Here is a 20277-nt window from a genome sequence, read left to right on the forward strand (position 1 = left end):
ATCGTTCATCCTGAAAAGCGAGACAATTATGCATAACCGAACCATTGCCCTGGACACCGAGGCGTTACGTAGCTTTGTGGCGGGGATAGAATTGGGCAATTTCGCGCTGGCCGCGCTGCGCCTGAACCGGTCTGCCTCAGCGGTGAGCGCCCAATTAAAAAAGCTGGAGCAACAGTGCGGTACCGCATTGGTACGAAAAAACGGCCGGCATCTCTGTTTGACCGATAGTGGCGAAATATTGCTAAGCTACGCCCGTCGGCTGCTGGCGGTTAACGATGAGGCCGTGATGGCGGTACGTGGCAGTGTATTGGCGGGAGAAGTGCGTTTTGGCATGCAGGAAGATTTTGGTGAGACGCTGCTGCCGGCCATTCTCGGCCAGTTCTCCCGCGACCATCCCAACCTGCAGATCACCGCCCGCATTGATCGCAACCAGGCGTTGCTTGCGGCTATCGATTGTGGACAACTGGATCTGGCCCTAAGCTGGCTGGATACCCAGTCTATGCCGGGCGCTCGCCCTTTAGCCCAGCTACCGCTGCAGTGGATATCACACCCACAGTTGGCTATCGCGACTTATCTGGAAAAAGGTCAGCCCTTGCCACTGGTGATGTTTGATGCCCCCTGTCTGATGCGCTCCCAGGCGATCACCACCCTTGACGCTGCGGGTATTTCCTGGCGTGTCGCCTTTGTCAGCCATAGCCTGAGCGGGATTTGGGCGGCGGTAAGCGCCGGACTGGGTGTTACGGTGCGCTCAAAGATGGGCCGGCCGACAGAGCTTATCGCCAATGCACACCCCACTCTGCCCGCCCTACCTACCCTAGGCATCACCTTGCTGCAAAGTCCAAGTAAACACTCCCCGGCCACGATGCACCTGCAGCGGCTATTGAACAACGCGGTGCAAGCGTGGGTTTGAACCAGATTTATTTAACAAAACCCAACGTCACTATTGATTATCTCATGTCACTGACTTAGCCTTAAGATTAATACCAACCATAAACCCCTATCTATTTAAAAAAGCATTTGTCGTTGCGCTAGATCACTTTATGGTATTTATATTCAGCTTGACAATTATATATATAATATTAGTATTGACCTAATTGTTGATTTATTTTTCAGAAAGCCTGAATGGCCTATTGGCAGTAAATACATAAAGCCGAATTACTGAAAAGAGGAAAAAGAATGTCAACTTATTATTTCTTACCAACACGAAATGTATTTGGAGAAGGTAGTTCACAAGAAGCCGGTGAATTAGCCAAGACTTTAAAAGTAAAAAAAATAATGATCGTCACCGATAAATTCCTTGCCCATAACGGTATGGCCGATAAAATTTCTGATATTTACAAAAAAGCAGGAATTGATGTTCATATTTTCGGTGGTGCAGAGCCAAACCCTACAGATAGAAATGTTGCGGATGGAATTAAAGCCTATAAAGAAAATGGTTGCAATGCTATTGTTTCCCTTGGCGGCGGTTCTTCACATGACTGTGCTAAAGGCATTGGTCTCATTGCAGCGAATGGCGGTAATATAAAGGATTTTGAAGGTGTTGATAAATCCAATAATGACATGATTCCATTAATGGCTATTAATACCACTGCGGGTACTGCATCTGAAATTACCCGGTTCTGTATCATCACCGATACCGAACGAAAAGTTAAGATGGCCATTGTCGATTGGCGAGTAACGCCACAAATTTCTATCAATGATCCAGAACTCATGGTAGGGATGCCACCCGCTCTTACTGCAGCAACGGGTATGGATGCATTGACGCATGCTATTGAAGCTTATGTTTCAACGATGGCCAATCCGCTTACTGATACTGCCGCATTAAAAGCAATCACCATGATCACTCAATATTTGCCTAAAGCAGTGGCTAATGGCGAATATATGAAAGCCAGAGACAATATGGCTTATGCCCAATATTTGGCAGGCATTGCATTTAACAATGCATCTTTAGGTTATGTACACGCAATGGCTCACCAACTCGGCGGTTTTTATAACTTACCGCACGGGGTCTGTAATGCTATTTTACTCCCTTATGTTGAGTCATTTAACCTGATGAGTAACCTAAATCGCTTTAGAGACATTGTTGAAGCAATGGGTGAAAATATAACCGGCCTTTCTACCGATGATGCTGCAGTTAAAGCCATTAAGGCGATCGAACGCTTGAGCAAACAGGTTGGTATTCCTCGTAATTTGAAGATCCTGGGTGTGAAACCTGAGGATTTTGCCATTATGGCTGAAAATGCCCAAAAAGATGTATGTCATCTGACCAATCCCCGTAAAGCAACAAAAGAAGAGATTATTGAGTTATATAGAAAAGCGTATGAAGGTGAACCCGCTATCTGATGTAACCTATAGCGTGTGTTTATTCATAAGGCATATTCGATATTTATCATTTAACCGTTGAATATGCCTATAAGTCTGTAGTGATCCTCATTTCTAATGGGGATCACCGTTTAACGAACAAAACCAGTACGTCATCAGCATTGAGTTCAAGACCAGTCTAGTGATTATTTTATGCCGGTGCATTTAATAAAAATAATATTTTACCATATGCAAAAAATGTATAAAACACACTACTATTTTAAACGCTCACTAGCAATATTATAAACATCACTACGCTCTCTTTTCCCTACCGCTACTACCGAAATAATTAACTCATCGTCAATAACCTGATAAACCGGCGCTTGATCATCAAGGCCATCGCATCGAGCATACGTTCATAAAACTCAGCAGGTATGCAATAAAAAGCCGGCTGATTCCGGTTAAGGGTAGCAACCGGAAAACCCGCCCCATCATTTTAGGGGTGCAGAAGCGATCCAAATTCTGCGGATTCTTTATTTAGCGCTATGGTGGCCGGGGCCAGGCTACTGAACCGTGCTTGAAGATCGCTCATGGGTGCAAAATACCCCATGCTCATGGCGGCTAACTGGTTACCGGTGTCAGTATCCACGGCTTCAATTTCAACCGCTGCGCCCCCCCGGTCCAGCGGCGCGGCTATCAGTGCAACGCTAAGCACGTTCAGGGCGGGAGAGACCGTGGCAATATCCGTTATGGCCGCCCGAATTTCAACCGACCGGCCACTATGGGTCGCAGGCAGACGATTGATTTCCTGCTGCAGGCCGGTTTTCAGTGCGCTAAGCAGCATAGCCCGCTCTTCGGCCGATAACCGGTTGGAACCGGTTACCCGCCATTCAACCGCGGTGATAACGGTATGTGCGGGATCCAGCGCATAGGGAGTGCGCAACATACGCATACTGCCATCGGTAGCAGGAACCAGGTGATCATAGGATCCAAGAAATCCGCTGGTTTTAGTTGCCATATGGGTGCTACACGCCGATAAGAGTAACGCCGCTACGCTCAAAACTGACCATGTCCACTGCCGCTGATACCGATAACTCATTAGATTACAACCTTGAACGATCGCCACCCTAGCGCAGCGTTATGGACCGGCGGCCCGCAATCCTTTCAAGCTATCACTCGTCGTTCGAGAAAGCGACACCTATTAATATGTGTGATCGGTGACCAATTATCAGGCAAATACGTGACGTCATTCACACATTGTCCATTGGGTTCACCTGTTTCCTTGAAAGCCTTCACAAAATGCGGACAAACCGTTGGAAACCGGTTTCCTTATTCTATCCAATAGTGGCGAAACCCACTATTCATTCAGACGGTAAAAATGAAAACTATCATGTTGTGTTGTTCCGCTGGGATGTCCACCAGCATGTTGGTAAAAAAAATGCAGGCCGAGGCGGAAAAACGCGGCCTGGAGGTTAACATCGATGCGTATGGCGTGAGTGAGTTTGATGAGCAGTTCCCACGCTACCAAGTGGTACTGCTGGGGCCGCAGGTGAAATATATGTTGGAATCCCTGGCGGAGAAAACCGCGGAGCGGGGCATTCCAGTGGCGGCTATCGATATGATGGACTACGGCATGCAGCGCGGCGATAAGGTGCTGGATTTTGCGCTCTCACTGATCAAATAACTCACTACAGGACGACACCATGAGTACCCTATACGAAGCTATGGTCGACGTTATCGAGCGTCACATTACCCCTATGGCCGGCCGCGTCGGTCAGCAAAAACATATTATCGCCATCCGCGACGGTTTTCTTGCCGCGCTGCCTTTTATGATTATCGGTTCGTTTATGCTGGTATTTATTTTTCCACCGTTCGACCCTGACACTCATTGGCGTTTCGCCCGCAGCTGGCTGGATTTTTCCGTGCGCTACCGTGATCAACTGATGCTGCCATTTAATCTCAGCATGGGCGTCATGACCTTTTTTATTTCGGTCGGCATCGGTGCCAGCCTGGGAAAACACTACAAGCTCGACCCCATAATGTCCGGCCTGCTGGCGTTTATGGCGTTTTTGCTGGTAGCCGCTCCCTATCATGATAAACAAATTTCAGTTGCCTATTTTTCCGGTCAGGGAATTTTCACCGCGATCATCGCAGCCATCTATTCCAGCGAAATGTATGCCTGGCTTAAACACCACAATATTACCATTCGCCTGCCAAAAGAGGTGCCTACCGGGGTGGCCCGTTCGTTTGAAATTCTGATCCCGGTCGTGGTCATCGTCGCCACCCTGCATCCACTGAACCTGTTGGTGGAACACTTTACCGGCATGATTATCCCTGAAGCCATCATGCAGCTGCTTGCGCCGTTGGTTTCCGCATCGGATTCATTGCCAGCCATGCTGCTGTCGGTTCTGATTTGCCAAATTCTCTGGTTTGCCGGTATCCATGGTGCATTGATAGTCACCGGCATCATGAACCCGTTCTGGATGACCAACCTGGCGCTAAACCAAAGCGCTCTGGCCGCCGGTGCGCCGCTACCTCATATCTACCTGCAGGGATTTTGGGATCACTATCTACTGATAGGCGGCGTCGGATCCACCCTACCGCTGGCTTTCCTGTTACTGCTAAGCCGGTCGGTGCATTTGCGTACCATCGGTCGCATGGGGGTCGTGCCCAGCTTTTTTAATATCAACGAACCCATTTTATTTGGCACACCGATCATCATGAATCCGGTGATGTTCCTGCCATTTATCTTTGTGCCGATGATCAACGCCACCTTTGCCTGGACTGCCACCAAACTGGGTTGGGTCTCGCAAGTTGTGCAGCTTACTCCCTGGACAACCCCGGCACCGATCGGCGCGTCATGGGCCGCCAACTGGACCTTGAGTCCGGTTATTATGTGTGTGTTCTGTATGGTGATGTCGGCTCTGATGTACTACCCCTTCCTCAAAGCCTACGAACGGACCTTGTTAAAAAAACAAGATGAAAACCAAGAAGCTGAAGCTCAGGTAGCGCTGAATTCCTAAAAGAAACTAAGGAGACATTTTTATGCAGTATTTATTTCCGAAAGATTTCTGGTGGGGCAGCGCCAGTTCAGCCCCGCAAACCGAAGGAGAATCTCTCGGTGCTGGCAAAAGCCCCAATGTTTGGGACCATTGGTTCGAACTGCAGCCGGAACGCTTTTTCCAAGGGGTGGGGCCGGAAAATACCTCGACGTTTTATCACCATTGGCGCGAGGATATTGCCCTACTGAAACAGACTGGCCATAATAGTTTTCGCACGTCGCTGTCTTGGGCGCGCCTGATACCCGATGGGCAAGGCCCCTGCAATCCGCAGGCGGTAGCATTTTACAACCAGGTCATTGACGAACTGCTGGCTCAGGGTATCACTCCTTTTATTAACCTGTTCCACTTCGATATGCCGATGGCCATGCAAGCGCAGGGGGGGTTTGAAAACCGGCGCGTCGTCGAGGCCTATGCCGATTACGCCGCGCTCTGCTTTGAGCTGTTTGGCGATCGGGTCAAGCACTGGTTCACCTTTAATGAACCCATAGTGCCGGTTGAAGGCGGGTATCTGTACGATTTCCATTACCCCAACGTGGTGGATTTCAAACGCGCGGCTACCGTGGCCTATCACACCATGCTGGCCCATGCCATGGCAGTGCAACGTTTCCGTCAGTCCGACTGCGACGGCGACATTGGTATCATTCTTAATCTGACCCCGTCTTATCCGCGCTCCCAAAATCCGGCGGACGTGGCGGCGGCCAATCATGCCGATTTGTTGTTTAACCGCAGCTTCCTTGATCCAGCACTGCGCGGCACCTATCCAGATGAGTTGGTCGCGTTGCTCGGGCAATATGACCAATTACCGACCTGCCTGCCCGGCGATCGGCAACTGTTGGCCAGCGGCATTGTGGATTTACTGGGCATTAATTACTACCAGCCACGCCGGGTACAGTGTCGCGCCAACCAGGTCAATCCCGCTGCGCCCTTTATGCCTGAATGGCTATTTGATCACTATCAGATGCCCGGTCGTAAAATGAATCCGTGGCGCGGTTGGGAAATTTATGAGCGCGGCATCTACGATATCTTGACCAATTTGCGGGAAAATTATAACAATCCACGTTGTTATATTTCCGAAAATGGCATGGGCGTGGAAGACGAGCTTCGCTTCCTACAGGATGGTCGCATTGAGGATAACTATCGAATTGATTTTGTAAGAGAACACCTGGTATGGGTTCATCGGGCACTGGCACAAGGCAGCCGCTGCCTGGGGTATCATATGTGGACCTTTATTGATAACTGGTCCTGGAGCAACGCCTATAAAAACCGTTACGGTCTGGTACAGCTTGATTTAGCCACTCAGCAGCGCACGGTGAAAAAAAGCGGTCTATGGCTGGCGGACGTTGCACGTCAGCATGGTTTCACCACTGAGGACAAATAATGGACAGCGAAACAACCATCATGACCATCCTGGTGAATGCCGGGGAAGCGCGAAGTCAATGCATGACCGCGCTACAATGCGCGCGCAATGGCGACTTTGTCCGAGCAGGGGAACTTTTGGCGGACTCGGATAATTTTATTAAGGCGGCTCATCGCATCCAGACCCAATTGATCGGCGAAGACCAAGGTGAAGGGCGGGTGCCCATGACACTTATCATGGTGCACGCGCAAGATCATTTAATGAACGCCATCTTGGCGCGCGAATTAATTAATGAGATGGTTATACTTTATCAACGGCAGCAACAATAGTAGGCATATGGCGACGATCAATGATGTTTCCCGTTTGGCGCGGGTATCCAAAGCCACCGTATCGCGCGTAATCAGTGGTAGTCGTGGCGTGCGGGAGGAAAGTCGCCAGGCGGTGCTAAAAGCCGCCAGTGCGTTGAACTACCAGCCAAACCTGATAGCGCAATCCTTGAATGCCCAATCCACCGGGTGTGTGGGGGTCATCTGTGCGATGGAATCCATGCAGCACGCGGTGGATTACCTTCCCGCGTTGGAAAAACAGTTTCGTCTCTATAACAAGCACTTGCTGTTGCGTTTCGCCGACGATGCCGCCGGCGTCACCAGCGCCAGCGTCTCGTTGGGAAGAGGATTGTGTGATGCACTGTTAGTGATTGGCGCACGCTTCGCGTTGCCGCCGCTGGAAGGTAGTGTGGTGTTAATCGACTGCCTGGACACACCGGGGGAGCATAGCATCAGCTTCGACCACGCTTTTGCTGCCGAAACCGCCTGCCAATACCTGATAAGTCATGGCCGCCGTCGATTGGCCTTGCTCAACTATGCTGACGGCGACACCGCCGAACAGGTATTGCAAGGCTACCGCCGTGGCCTTGAATACCATTTGGTTCCTTATGACCGCCAACTGGTGTCTTCCCGCGATCAATCGCTTAGAGTGGCGCTACAAACTTTAATAAATAAAGGGTCTAATTTCAACGGGTTAGTCGTTATGAATCAAACCGACGCGCAGGAAGCCATTTCAGTGCTGCACGCCTATCGCCGGACCGTACCGGATTCCTTATCCATTATCAGCCTGGACGGTACCACACCGTTGCCTGGTTCCCTACAGCCACTACCGGCCATTGAGTATCCCCTGGAAAAACTGGCGGAAAAGGCCCTGGAGATGATTACCGGCAGTCTCAACAACGGCGGAGTACCGCTGGTGATCCGCGGTGATTTAGTCGCAGGCTGACCCCGAATACGCGATGTCACGCTTGTGCCATGAGCCGAATAGTCATATTATTCGGCTCATGGTATGAGCCGAATAATATGACTATTCGGCTCACTAATGAAACTGAGGTGGCCATGGAACCTGATTGGATATGGCAACAGCCTGATTGGCCGTCATTTTACTGGAATGACGAGGAAATAAACCGCCAACTACGCGCAGTACGTCTATTGTTAGGCGTTTTGATCGGTAAAACCTCCGCCATCCACGAAACAGCCGATCTCAGATTCAGTTTAGACAATATGCTAGCCAATATTCTTGCCTCTTCTGCTATTGAAGATGAGCGATTGAATGCACAATCGGTACGTTCCTCTTTGGCCAAACGGTTAGGTATTGGCGAGGATAAACCCTACCCAATAACCGATCGCTCGGAGGGGGTGGCTGAAATGATGTTCGACGCCGTCACTGAACTGCAACGACCATTAACTCTGGAACGCTTATTAAAGTGGCACGTCAGCTTATTCCCCAAAAACCCACTCTCAATATATGCTATTCAGGTTGGGAAACTGCGCACTGACGAACTGATGCAAGTGGTTTCCGGGCGTATAGACCGGCCTATAATTCATTTTGTTGCGCCGCCTCAAGATATTCTTGAGCACGAGCTTAGGCATTTTTTGGTATGGTTCAATCAATACCAGACGGATGCCAATCGTCAACTAGACCCCTTACTGCGTGCTGCAATCAGCCATTTTTGGTTTATAACATTACATCCATTTGACGATGGAAATGGACGTATTACCCGCGCTTTAACAGATTTGGCCTTGGCACAAGCTGATAATCAATCGGTAAGGCTGTATGCCATGTCTATGTCGATCTTGGCGCGTCGACAGGAGTATTATCAAATTCTGGAGCAATGCCAACGGGGTACCATGGATATCACGCCCTGGTTGGGATGGTTCCTGGATACGTTAAAGGCCACACTAGAACATGCGTTGGCAACAGTTAATCAAACCCTGAAAAAAACGCGCTTCTGGCAGCGTTTTCAACATACCAACTTATCAATGGAACAAAAAAACGTCTTAAACCGCCTGTTGGACGGTGGGGTAAAAGGGTTTATATCTGGTATAAACGCCACCCAATATCAAAAGGTCGCAAAAGTCAGTAAAGCCACAGCAACTCGCCATTTAACGGATCTGCTGGCCAAGGGATGTCTGGAAAAATTGCCCGGTGGCGGCCGTAGTACCCGTTATCAAATTGCCGCACTACCACTTTCCCATGAGAGGGAGGATTAAAGGTAAATCGCCTCTCTTATTAAATGAATCGTACCCCGATTTCAAAGTAATATTTACATAATCTTCTTGATTGATTTAAGATGCCCGCGCTTCTGCCGATAGTACAATCATCTGATAAATTACAGGGAAAAGTAGCAACAATGAAATCGATTAAACCCCTTTTAATGGCTTTTATCTGCACACTGGCATTGGCCGGTTGCGGCTCTCGTACCGCCCGCATCGTTAACGTGGATACCCCCTTGGCAGTACATTATTCGGCTGACCACGTTAAGCAGGCCATTTTGCAGGCCGGCATGGCGCGCCAATGGGTCATGACACCGGTGCAACCGGGCGTGATCAACGGCAGCCTTAAGGCTCGGGATCATCAAGCGAATATCCAAATAACCTACAGCCCCGACAGCTATAGTATCCATTATGTTTCCAGTAAAAACTTGCTGGCTGACACCAAGGGCAATATACATCGCAATTATAACCATTGGATCGCCAATCTGAATAAGGACATTCAGATCCGTTTGATCAATACCGCAAACTGAATATACCTTGCTGCGTGAAAGATAACGGGGATAAACATTCCGTTCCACCCGACGTCAATCTGTTTGGTAACGCGATCGCATCCTTGCGTTGTAAATCAATGCAAGGGTGGTGGCAGAAGTGAGACTATGCTAGATAAGGGGCCTTGACGCCTTTTTACGCCGGTATTGTACGGTGTCGATACGAGTGGATGTGCAGTTTTCTGTCGGAGTGGTTAAGTGGTTATATGAATATCGCGTTAAATATCCTTGATTGGCAAGCGTCGGCGCCCGGACTTTCCACCCATGATCACTGGAGGAAGTGGAGCCTGATCGCGCCGGCTATTTCTGCTGACGCGCCGCTGCCGAATTGCCCTAATTTGCCGATGATGACCGCCCGCCGCCTAAGCGCGGGTAGTCGTTTGGCGGTGGATAACGGTCTGGCACTGCTCCGGCGCCACCAGCCCGAGGCGGTGGTTTTTACCAGCCGTCACGGCGAACTGGAGCGAAATCAACGGATACTTGACGCTCTTGCCCAACAGCATCCCCTCTCACCCACCGATTTTACCATGTCGGTGCATAATGCTGCCGTTGGCAGCCTGACCATCGTGGGCAACGCGCCGCTGGTCTCAACGTCACTTTCTGCGGGGGAGGACAGTTTCCAGCAAGGTCTGGTCGAAGCACTGGTGTTGATAAAAAGTGGCTATCAGCGTGTTTTGCTGGTGGACTTCGATAATCACATCCCTGCGTTTTATCACCCATTGATGGCGTCCGGTACGCCAAATTATCCTTATGCCACCGCGCTGCTGCTGACCGCCGGCGAGACATTACACTGCGTCTCACAACCGCTTGAGGGTAAACCTCTCCCCCGCGTCTTGCCGCAAAGCCTACGCTTTTTGCATAGCTGGTTGAGCGGCAAAAGGGAGTTCAGCATAACCGGTGAGCGGCTACGCTGGCGCTGGAGTTGTCAATGAATACCATTGAAGCCCCACCCGTCTGGGCCAAACCCGATAATGCGCTGAAATTTACCTGGCGATTATTGATGACCGGGGGCTGTTTCGTTTTATTCGGAATCGGCGGATTGTTGATTACCGCATGGTTTCATATTCTGTGTCTACTGTTACGCGATCCGCCTCGACGCACCTTTTTGGCACGCCGGCTGATATCAGCAAGCTTTCGGTTTTTTTTGGCGATAACGCGCCAATTGGGCGTGTTGGATTTTCAGATTCACGGCGCACATTTGCTTGATCAGGATCGCGGAAATCTCGTGCTGGCGAATCATCCGACACTACTGGACTATGTGTTGTTGGCGTCAGTCATGCCGCAGTGTGATTGTGTGGTCAAGCAGGCATTACAAGATAATATTTATGTCAGCGGCGCCATTAAAGCGGCAGATTATCTGATCAACTCGCAGGCGGAAATTCTGTTGGCTGAAAGCGGCAAGCGGCTGCGGGACGGGGGGAGACTGTTGATTTTTCCAGAAGGAACGCGCACGCGTTATGGCGAACCAATACAGTTACAACGCGGCGCAGCAAACCTGGCGGTACGCAGTGGCTGCGATATCCGCATCGTGCATATTCGCTGTAGCCAGCCCTTTCTTTGTAAAGGCAGCAAATGGTATCAGATACCCTCAGCGAAACCACTGTTCATTATTGACGTTAAAGCGTTACTTTCTGCCGGTGATTTTTTTTCCGCCGACGATCGTTCTCCCGCCCTGGCGGCTCGGCGCTTAACCACCTATTTGACTTCGGTCCTGGATCCGAAAAATTGTTAAACTTTTGAGATAACGCCATGCAACAGCTCAATGTGGAAATCAAGCAGCTCATTATTGATACCCTTAATTTGGAAGGTATCAATACCGAAGATATAGACACCGACGCACCGTTGTTTGGTGACGGACTGGGATTGGATTCCATTGATGCGCTGGAACTCGGCCTGGCGGTGAAAAGCCGCTATAACGTCGTACTATCGGCGGAAAATCAAGAAATACGCCAGCATTTTTTCTCGGTGGCTACACTATCGACCTATATTCGGTCGCAGCAGGCTGCTGGGTAACCCTTTTAAGCCACTGGATTTTACGTTGCAGTAAGCCAACGCCCCTGCAACGTGAAGTATGACGCAATATACCCTAAATAATTCGCGTTAGCAGGAAGGCGACGACGCAGCGAACTCCCAGGAGCTTACACCGGTAAGTGACTGGGGTGAGCGAGGAAAGCCAACGCACCTGCAACATGAAGTATGACGGGTAAAACTCAGAAGAACAGGTCCATCAATGGATAAAAACACTATTTACCAAGATGTGTCGCAATTGCTCATCGCATTGTTTGACACCAAGCCGGCGTTGATTACGCCGCAGGCACGATTGTACGAAGATTTGGATCTCGACAGTATCGACGCTGTGGATATGGTTGTGCACTTACAAAAGAAAACCGGTAAAAAAATCAGCCCGGAGACGTTCAAATCCGTTAGGACCGTGCAAGATGTAGTGGATGCGGTGACAGTATTACTGGCGTCGGGATAATTTCATGGCCGCCCGTTGCAAACCTGTAGCTGGACTAAAATCGCCAGTAGGAGCCCTGCGTCTGTTCAGCCTGTTGGCAGTACTGTGTTACCCGTTCGTCATCTGGTTTGGTTTAACCCACTGGCGAGCGGAAACCATCGCTCTGGTGATGGCAGTGCTTTTTCTGCTGCGCCTACTGACATTCCGGCACCGAATACCGGCACTGGAGGGGTTGGCCAAAGCGCTGGCACTATTTGGCATTCTGCTTTGTCTGGCCGGCGGGTTACTGAAGAGCCACCATCTGCTGCTCTATTATCCCGTGATGATGAATGTGCTCATGCTGCTGCTGTTCGGCACATCGCTACTGGGTCCAACCAGCCTGGTGGAGCAACTGGCACGCCTGCGTCAACCCGTGCTGCCGCCAGAGGCGATAATCTATACCCGGCGGGTCACCCAAATCTGGTGCGTTTTTTTTATCGTTAACGGCACAGTGGCTTTGTTCACCTGCCTTCACGGCAATATGCCCTTATGGGCACTCTACAATGGTGGTATCAGTTATCTGTTAATGGGATTACTGATGGGAACAGAATGGATAATCAGAACGCGCAAACGCATCGGGCAGTAGATTCCTTGGCGATCACGTCGCCTCAGCGATGGCTAAGCTGCGATCGCCCCGACAATACACCCATTTCCTTGTGGGACGGCGGCGTGCTGACGCTTGGACAACTGCGCGGTGATGTTGTGGCCTTATGGCTAGATTTGGCTGACGCGCCAGGAGAACGCTGGGCATTATGCGTGGGGGATGGATATACGTTGTTGGTCGCATTACTGGCACTTTGGCATCGCGGCAAAACCCCAGTGATTCCCGGCCATAACCGAGAAAAACAGCTTGAAGAGCAGCGTGGTGATTTTGACGGTGTGATAAGCGACACCCCGTTGACCATCGGCTGCCCGCTGATCATGCTTAAACCGACTCATCAGCCTGCCACGGAGATATTACCGGCTATTGCGGATGATGCCCGGCTGATCATATTCACCTCCGGATCCACCGGCCGGCCGAAAGCGATCAGCAAGACGCTGCGCACCATGGCCACCGAGGCCCGCTGGCTGGCGACGTTGGTGCGCAAAACGTCACGGGATAAGCCGATAGCCGGTTGTCGGGTGGTCTCAAGCGTCACCCACCAGCATATGTACGGCTTGTCGTTCGGCCTGTTTTTACCGATGACCCTGGGCATCCCTTTCGCACGGGAAACCTCCCGCTATCCAGAGCACTTGATCCGTCAAAGCGCCCAGCTTCCGGTGTTGTTTATCAGCAGTCCGGCATTTTTAACCCGGCTCGACCAAAAGTTACCGGCGCCCGACTGTATTGGTGTGTTCTCCGCTGGGGGCCCGCTGCCTTGGCAAGCGGCACAGCAGGCCGGACACTGGTTATGCTCCTGCGTCACGGAAATATACGGCACCACTGAAACCGGGGTTTTAGCCTGGCGTCGTCGCCGGCAGGAGACCGATGCCTGGCAACCGTTCGACGGCATCGATTTCCACCGGTCGGAAAACCACCTTCGTGTGAGCTCGGCGCTCATCGATCAGCCAGAAGGACAATATCTGGACGATCGGCTGGAATTTACCGGTCAAGGCCAGCATTTTCAACTGGCTGGTCGCCATGATCAGGTGATCAATATAGAAGAAAAACGAGTCTCTCTGTGCGAAATAGAACAACGCATCACCGCAATGGCTGAGGTCAGCGAGGCGGCGGTAGTGCCCATCACCAAACATGGCCGCCGGTGTGTGGGTGCGGTTATTGTGTTAACAGAGCAGGGTACGCTAGGTTTACATCAGGGCACATTGTCCACACTGACTCAGTTATTTCGTCGCCGATTGAGCACTTGGCTTGAACCGGTGGCGGTACCGCGCTACTGGCGAGTCGTTCTGGCAATGCCGCGCACTGGCCGGGGAAAATATGACAGTGATCGGCTCAACGCGTTATTTTTTAACCGGCTGCCCCTGGAAATATCGCGGCTAATCTCAGCCGAAACCCAGGCCGAACTGTTGCTAAAAGTTGATCCGTCGCTGTTTTGGTTTCGCGGTCATTTTCCTGAACAACCTATTTTACCGGGTTTGGCTCAGGTGGAATGGGCCATGCATTATGGGCGGGAAGTATTGATGACCGAGGGCGTTTTCGGTGGTATTGAAAACGTTAAATTCCAGCGGCCGGTCAAGCCAGGACAAACGCTGCGTTTGCAGTTGGAATGGCAAGCGCAGCGCCGGTTATTACTGTTTTGTTATCAGCTTTGTGATCCGCAACAGCGGGAAGCGCCGACGATCAGCAGTGGGAAGATAAAATTATGCCCTTAACCGCATCCTGTCCGGGTCCACTAAAGCCTTGTGTTATCATCCCTTGCTTCGATCACGGTGCCATGATGGCCGGGGTCATGGCGCGCCTGCGCCCCTTTGGTCTGCACTGCTTTATCGTTGACGACGGTAGTCAAGCGTCAACCCAAAAGCTGCTAGAGCAGCTGTGCGCCGGCCAAAGCGACGTTACTCTACTGCGGCAACCGCGCAACCTGGGCAAAGGTCAGGCGGTGCTTACCGGTCTGGCAGCGGCTGCGCAGGCAGGTTTTACCCATGGAATACAGGTGGACGCCGACGGTCAGCATCAATTGGAGGATATTCCAATATTGCTGCACGAATCGGCAATATACCCCGATACCTTGATTTCGGGGCGACCGATTTACGATCGATCGGTACCACGTGCCAGACTTTATGGTCGTTATATCACTCACCTATGGGTATGGATTGAAACCTTGTCGTTGACGCTCAAGGACAGCATGTGCGGTTTTCGTATCTATCCCATCGCGCCCACCCTGGCGCTGGCGCAGCGGATTAATCTCGGCAAACGGATGAATTTCGATACCGAGGTAATGGTCAGGCTCTATTGGCAGGGCAACGAAAGCCACTTTATACCCACACGGGTGATTTATCCGGCGGATGGACTGTCGCACTTCGACGGGCTAAGGGATAATTGCCGCCTGTCCTGGTTACATACCCGGTTATTTTTCGGCATGTTGCCCCGGCTACCCGGCCTGCTCAAGCGCAATTGGCAGCGGCGTTCGCCACAGCAGCACTGGTCTGGCGTTCCAGAACGCCAAGGCGCACTGGGTATGCGTTGCATGCTGGCCGCCTACCGTCACGGCGGCAGAAGATTATTCTCGCTATTGCTCTATCCGGTAATAGGCTACTTCTGGCTCACCGGGCGCGTGCAGCGTCAGGCATCCATGGCGTATTTGCAGCGGGTCCGGCAGACCGCCGCTCGCCAGAACCGGCCATTGCCGTCATCCCTTAACAGCTTTCGCCATTTTATGCGCTTCGGCGACGCTATGCTCGATAAGTTGGCCAGTTGGCAAGGCGGTATCCGGATGGGTGAACATATTGACTTTGCCCCTCTGTCACCGGCACGGCCGGATAATGATCGCCCGCGCGGACTGCTGATTTTGGCCTCCCATCTGGGAGACATCGAAGTATGCCGGGCGCTGGCCGAGGGCGAGGGCCGAGTCAAGATTAATGCGTTGGTCTTCACCGATCATGCGCAGCGTTTCCAGACGCTACTGGCACAGATTAACCCTCAATCGGGAATCAACCTGATCTCGGTGACGGATATCGGCCCTGAAACCGCCATGCTATTGCAAGAAAAACTGGATGCGGGCGAATGGGTGGCGATCGTCGGCGATCGCACCGCCATACCGACTCACCGACGGGATGCTACGCAACGGGTGATTTGGAGTGACTTTCTCGGCGCTCCAGCGCCGTTTCCACCGGGCCCCTTTATCCTGGCCGCGGCACTGCGCTGTCCGGTTGCCCTGATGTTTGCTCTAAAGGAACAGGGGAAACTGCAGATTTATTATGAACACTTCGCCGACCGACTGGATTTACCGCGCGACCGACGGCCTCAAGCGTTGCAAGATATCGTCGATCGCTATGCGGCCAGGCTGCAATACTATTGCCTGATTTCGCCGCTTGATTGGTTCAATTTTTTTGATTTTTGGCGATTGCCCGATGCACCAACGCCACCAAACGAGGCCTGATATGGTGTTAACCGACCCGCGTTTCACGACGGAAATAGCGATAACTATCCCCTTTCACGATGTCGACGCCATGGGCGTCGTCTGGCATGGACACTATTTACGTTATATGGAAATCGCACGCGAAGCGTTACTTGGCCAGTTTAATTACGGTTATCGGCAAATGAAAGATTCCGGTTATCTCTGGCCGGTGGTGGATGCACGGGTTAAATACCGGGCGCCGCTGACCTTTGAGCAACGTATCCGAGTGAGAGCAAGTATTGAAGAGTATGAAAACCGCTTACGCATCGGCTATCGTATATTTGATGACGCCAGCGGCAAAAATACCACGTCCGGTTATACGATTCAGGTGGCGGTGGAGCAACACACCCAGGCACTCTGTTTCGTTTGCCCGCCTGTTTTGTTAGCGCGGCTGGGAATATCATTATGAAAAAATCCCTCCGCAGCGTGATATTTTCCGTCATGCCGACCACACTGCTGCTGGCGCTGGTGGCAACGCTAACCTTGGTAAACCAGGCCCACGCGCTCACGCTTGACGATCTGCAGCAACGCTTTGCCCATCAACCGGTGGTACGCGCTCATTTTGACCAGCAACGCACCATTAGTGGCATAACACATCCGTTGCGCTCCTCCGGCGAACTGCTGATATCCCGGGACAAAGGACTGTGGTGGCAACAACAACAGCCCTTTACGCTGACGCTGATCCTCAATGATAGCCGGATGGTACAAATTACCGGCAATCAGCCACCCGAGGTGATAACCGCCGAGGGCAACCCACAAATGTTTCGCTTTAACCACCTGCTACGCGCCCTGTTCCAGGCCGATCGCGCCGTGCTGGAACAAAATTTCACGCTAACGTTTACCGATAAGGGACAGGATAACTGGCAATTGGTACTCATACCTAAGGCCTCACCACTGGACAAATTATTTACCGCCATCACCCTGACGGGCCACACCTATCTTGAACATATTCAGCTCGATGACAAACAGGGCGATCGTACCGCCATCACTTTCAGCCAACAGCACACCGAACCTAAACTTCTGAGCCATGACGAACAACAGCGTTTTATTCAGTAAATTTTCCCTGCGCTGCGCTGCCGCCTGGCTAGCCGTCTGCCTGGGTTTGCTGCTGGCGTTGGCCGTCATGCTGCCGCGTAGCCAAATTAACAGTAGCGTTTTGGCGTTGCTGCCCCGACAAGCCATGGACCAGTTGTCGCCGGAAATTTATGACGGTTTTATGCAGCGCCTCGATCGCCAATTGGTGTGGATGGTCAGCCCCGCGCCAGGACAAGGTCTGCAACCGGTGGACGAATGGGCACAACAGCTGACCACCGTTCCCGGTATGGGTACAGTTAAAGGGGTGATGACCGAAGAGCAGCAACGGCAATGGGCCGCGTTTTATTTTCAACACCGCAATGGAATGCTCGATGCAGCAACCCGTGCGCGCCTGAGTCAAGGCGGCAACGCCCAGGCCGATTGGATAACCGCACAGCTCTATTCCGCTTTTGCCGGGGTTGGTGGCGGTGAGTTACGGCACGACCCGCTATTATTGGTGCGGGGCGCGCAGATAGCCTTACAACAGAGCGCCGGCAAGCTGACGTTGCAAAACGGCTGGCTAATGAGCCGAGATAAACAGGGCCGTGATTGGTACCTGCTGCATGGGGAACTGGCAGCCTCCTCCTATGATATGCATTCGGCCCATCGCGTGGTAACCGAGTTGGAGACGTTAGCCCAACAGCTTAAAACCCGCTGGCCAGGAACCCAGATTTTATCGCGCGGCACGTTGTTTTATAGCGATCACGCCAGCCAGCAGGCCAAACACGACATCTCAACACTTGGTCTGGCAACGGTTATCGGCGTACTGCTGCTGGTCGGGCTGGTGTTTCGCTCACTACTGCCCCTGGCCTGCTGCGCTTTATCAGTGGCGGTCGGCGCACTGGCGGGGACCGTAGCCTGCCTGCTGCTGTTTGGTGAATTGCACCTGATGACGCTGGTTATGAGTATCAGTATTGTCGGTATTTCTGCCGACTATACGCTCTATTACCTCACCGAACGGCTGATTCACGGGCGGCAAAACAGCCCAATAACCAGCCTGCGCAAGGTGTTGCCGGCACTGTTATCAGCCTTGGCAACCACCGTGGCGGCCTATTTGATTATGATGCTGGCCCCGTTTCCCGGCTTGCGACAACTATCAGTGTTCGCCGCCACCGGTCTGATTGCTGCCTGTCTGACGGTAATATGCTGGTATCCCCTATTGGTGGGTCGTCTGCCGGTTCGACCGGTACCGGCATTATCGGTACTGCGCGCCTGGCTGCACGCCTGGCAACACCGGAAATCAGTGCGTTATGGCATACCCCTGATCATGACCCTGTTTATTATCTCGGGGTTAATGCAGCTACGGGTGAGTGACGATATCGCCGAACTGCAGTCTTTGCCGGAGAACATTCATCATCAGGAGCAGCAAATTACCCACCTGTCCGGACAGGAATCAGATCAGAAATGGTTTGTGGTAACCGGTGCCAGTGCGGAACAAACCTTGCAACGCATGGAACGTTTGGCTCCCGCATTGGCCGAGGCGCAAACCAAGGGATGGCTTAGCCAGTATCGTCTGCTGCCCTTATCCTCATTGGAACGTCAGAACCAGGATCGGTTATTGTTAACCCAGGCGGCCCCCACGATAACGGCTCAACTGCGGAAAATCGGCGTGGATACGATAAACCCTGATCTTAACGCGATGCCGGTCACACCCACTACCTGGCTGCACAGCGTGGTGAGCGAGGGCTGGCGGTTGTTATGGTTGTCGCTACCCTCAGGGCAAAGCGCGGTGCTGATACCGGTAAGCGGCGTAACGCATAGCCAAGCATTGCAGTACCTCGCGCAGACGCATCCCGGCGTCGGCTGGGTTGATCGTAAAATGGATTTCGATCGTCTATTTGCGTCCTATCGCCACAAGCTCGGGGTGCTGTTACTGATCTCGCTAGCGGTGGTTGCCCTGAGTTTTATCGTGCGGCAAGGATGGCGGCAAGGTCTGTTAAGTTTTGTCCCGACGGTACTGTCCCTGGGGGCTGGCCTCTCGGCGCTGGCCTGGAGCGGGCATGTGCTGAATCTATTTTCCATGCTGGCTCTGGTACTGGTCATGGGGATCGGTATTAACTACCCGCTATTTTTTGCCAACCCGCGCGGCACCCCCACCACGTCGATGCTCGCAGTCACCCTGGCGGTAATGACGACCTCGCTGACGCTGGGCATGCTGGTTTTCAGCCATACTCAAGCCATCAGTAGCTTTGGGATCGTATTATGCAGCGGCATATTCACCGCCTATATTTTATCGCCGTTGGCCTTGCCGCAGACGCGGGAGAATGATTCATGAGAGTGCTACCCTTGATGTCCCTGCTGGTTATGATGCTGCTAACGGCCTGTGCCAGCACCCCCAAAACACCATCAGCCTGGTTAAAACCCGGTATATCGGTCCGACTGCCGATGCCCGAAATCGACCCGACCATCAGTGAACAACAGCTATTGACCGCCACGGTGCGAGGGCACCAACAATCGTTGCTGGTATTGCTCAATGCCGATCAGCAACAATTGACGCTGGTAGGATTGTCCTCGCTGGGTATTCGCTTGTTTACCTTGACCTATGACCAGCAAGGCATTCATACCGTTCAATCCATGGTGTTGCCACAACTGCCACCCGCCGGTCAGGTACTGGCGGATATTATGCTGATTTACTGGCCATTAGCGGCATGGCACACCGTCTTGCCGGCACACTGGACCTTAGTCGATGAAGGCGACCGGCGCCTCTTGTCCGATCCGGCGGGCGATATCATTACCGAAATCACCTACGCGAGGGTTGCCGGCAAAAGGCAGCCGGTTAGCCTGGACAATCGGGTCTTTCATTACCACATTGTCATACAGCACCTGGACGACTAACC

21 protein-coding genes and 1 pseudogene are annotated in these 20277 nt (G+C 52.1%); 20 read left to right on the plus strand and 2 right to left on the minus strand.

The features are described 5' to 3' along the window. Window positions 1-28: 28 nt before the first annotated feature. Entirely contained in the window at window positions 29-910 is an 882-nt protein-coding gene (locus SJI19_RS05520; RefSeq protein WP_323477263.1) for a LysR substrate-binding domain-containing protein, read from the plus strand. A gap of 266 nt (window positions 911-1176) precedes the next feature. After that, window positions 1177-2343: an iron-containing alcohol dehydrogenase gene (locus SJI19_RS05525; RefSeq protein WP_323477264.1), complete on the plus strand. Its 1167-nt coding sequence runs from the start codon at window positions 1177-1179 to the stop codon at window positions 2341-2343. A 233-nt stretch (window positions 2344-2576) separates the two neighbouring features. Here SJI19_RS05525 and SJI19_RS05530 read toward each other — a convergent pair. Both SJI19_RS05530 and SJI19_RS05540 read right to left on the minus strand, forming a co-directional pair. Next, window positions 2577-2678, minus strand: a pseudogene (locus SJI19_RS05530) (type II toxin-antitoxin system mRNA interferase toxin, RelE/StbE family); the annotation flags it as partial. A 119-nt stretch (window positions 2679-2797) separates the two neighbouring features. Then, window positions 2798-3319, minus strand: a complete 522-nt coding sequence (locus SJI19_RS05540; RefSeq protein ID WP_323477265.1) for a DUF3313 family protein — start codon at window positions 3317-3319, stop codon at window positions 2798-2800. Window positions 3320-3679: 360 nt separating this feature from the next. On the opposite strand from SJI19_RS05540, the gene SJI19_RS05545 reads away from it, so the two are divergent. The 18 genes from SJI19_RS05545 (at window position 3680) to SJI19_RS05630 (ending at window position 20275) form a co-directional block, all read left to right on the plus strand. Then, window positions 3680-3985, plus strand: a complete 306-nt coding sequence (locus tag SJI19_RS05545) for a PTS sugar transporter subunit IIB (RefSeq protein ID WP_323477266.1) — start codon at window positions 3680-3682, stop codon at window positions 3983-3985. Between the two features lie 19 nt (window positions 3986-4004). Then, complete coding sequence (locus tag SJI19_RS05550) at window positions 4005-5324, plus strand: PTS sugar transporter subunit IIC (RefSeq protein WP_323477267.1); 1320 nt, start codon at window positions 4005-4007, stop codon at window positions 5322-5324. A 22-nt stretch (window positions 5325-5346) separates the two neighbouring features. Continuing rightward, entirely contained in the window at window positions 5347-6741 is a 1395-nt protein-coding gene (locus SJI19_RS05555; protein ID WP_323477268.1) for a glycoside hydrolase family 1 protein, read from the plus strand. Next, complete coding sequence (locus tag SJI19_RS05560; RefSeq protein WP_323477269.1) at window positions 6741-7049, plus strand: PTS lactose/cellobiose transporter subunit IIA; 309 nt, start codon at window positions 6741-6743, stop codon at window positions 7047-7049. Before SJI19_RS05555 ends, SJI19_RS05560 begins: the two co-directional genes overlap by 1 nt. 7 nt (window positions 7050-7056) lie before the next feature. Then, window positions 7057-7992 carry a LacI family DNA-binding transcriptional regulator gene (locus tag SJI19_RS05565; protein ID WP_323477270.1) on the plus strand — a complete coding sequence of 312 codons (936 nt, stop codon included), beginning with the start codon at window positions 7057-7059 and terminating at the stop codon, window positions 7990-7992. Between the two features lie 113 nt (window positions 7993-8105). After that, entirely contained in the window at window positions 8106-9260 is a 1155-nt protein-coding gene (locus tag SJI19_RS05570) for a Fic family protein (protein WP_323477324.1), read from the plus strand. Window positions 9261-9400: 140 nt separating this feature from the next. Continuing rightward, the gene (locus tag SJI19_RS05575; protein ID WP_323477271.1) at window positions 9401-9793 is read left to right on the plus strand and encodes a hypothetical protein; all 393 of its coding nucleotides are present in this window, start codon (window positions 9401-9403) and stop codon (window positions 9791-9793) included. Between the two features lie 224 nt (window positions 9794-10017). Beyond that, window positions 10018-10743 (plus strand): beta-ketoacyl synthase chain length factor, encoded by a 726-nt coding sequence (locus tag SJI19_RS05580; protein ID WP_323477272.1) that lies wholly within the window; start codon window positions 10018-10020, stop codon window positions 10741-10743. Continuing rightward, window positions 10740-11543 (plus strand): lysophospholipid acyltransferase family protein, encoded by an 804-nt coding sequence (locus tag SJI19_RS05585; RefSeq protein WP_323477273.1) that lies wholly within the window; start codon window positions 10740-10742, stop codon window positions 11541-11543. The genes SJI19_RS05580 and SJI19_RS05585 overlap by 4 nt, the downstream gene beginning before the upstream one ends. A gap of 17 nt (window positions 11544-11560) precedes the next feature. Continuing rightward, window positions 11561-11824 (plus strand): phosphopantetheine-binding protein, encoded by a 264-nt coding sequence (locus SJI19_RS05590; protein WP_323477274.1) that lies wholly within the window; start codon window positions 11561-11563, stop codon window positions 11822-11824. A gap of 217 nt (window positions 11825-12041) precedes the next feature. Further along, on the plus strand, window positions 12042-12290 hold the full coding sequence (locus tag SJI19_RS05595; protein ID WP_323477275.1) for an acyl carrier protein: 249 nt from the start codon (window positions 12042-12044) through the stop codon (window positions 12288-12290). Window positions 12291-12294: 4 nt separating this feature from the next. Then, a complete protein-coding gene (locus tag SJI19_RS05600; protein ID WP_323477276.1) occupies window positions 12295-12894 on the plus strand; it encodes a hypothetical protein in 600 nt (199 codons plus the stop codon). Continuing rightward, on the plus strand, window positions 12858-14621 hold the full coding sequence (locus tag SJI19_RS05605; RefSeq protein ID WP_323477277.1) for an AMP-binding protein: 1764 nt from the start codon (window positions 12858-12860) through the stop codon (window positions 14619-14621). The genes SJI19_RS05600 and SJI19_RS05605 overlap by 37 nt, the downstream gene beginning before the upstream one ends. Continuing rightward, window positions 14612-16348 carry a glycosyltransferase family 2 protein gene (locus SJI19_RS05610; protein ID WP_323477278.1) on the plus strand — a complete coding sequence of 579 codons (1737 nt, stop codon included), beginning with the start codon at window positions 14612-14614 and terminating at the stop codon, window positions 16346-16348. The genes SJI19_RS05605 and SJI19_RS05610 overlap by 10 nt, the downstream gene beginning before the upstream one ends. Window positions 16349-16352: 4 nt before the next feature. Next, the gene (locus SJI19_RS05615) at window positions 16353-16775 is read left to right on the plus strand and encodes a thioesterase family protein (protein ID WP_323477325.1); all 423 of its coding nucleotides are present in this window, start codon (window positions 16353-16355) and stop codon (window positions 16773-16775) included. Window positions 16776-16807: 32 nt separating this feature from the next. Then, complete coding sequence (locus tag SJI19_RS05620; protein WP_323477326.1) at window positions 16808-17422, plus strand: outer membrane lipoprotein carrier protein LolA; 615 nt, start codon at window positions 16808-16810, stop codon at window positions 17420-17422. Continuing rightward, window positions 17394-19715, plus strand: a complete 2322-nt coding sequence (locus SJI19_RS05625) for an MMPL family transporter (protein WP_323477279.1) — start codon at window positions 17394-17396, stop codon at window positions 19713-19715. Before SJI19_RS05620 ends, SJI19_RS05625 begins: the two co-directional genes overlap by 29 nt. After that, complete coding sequence (locus SJI19_RS05630) at window positions 19712-20275, plus strand: DUF3261 domain-containing protein (RefSeq protein ID WP_323477280.1); 564 nt, start codon at window positions 19712-19714, stop codon at window positions 20273-20275. Before SJI19_RS05625 ends, SJI19_RS05630 begins: the two co-directional genes overlap by 4 nt. Window positions 20276-20277: the final 2 nt, after the last annotated feature.

The organism is Acerihabitans sp. TG2 (genome assembly GCF_035013185.1).
GTDB lineage: Bacteria > Pseudomonadota > Gammaproteobacteria > Enterobacterales > Enterobacteriaceae > Acerihabitans.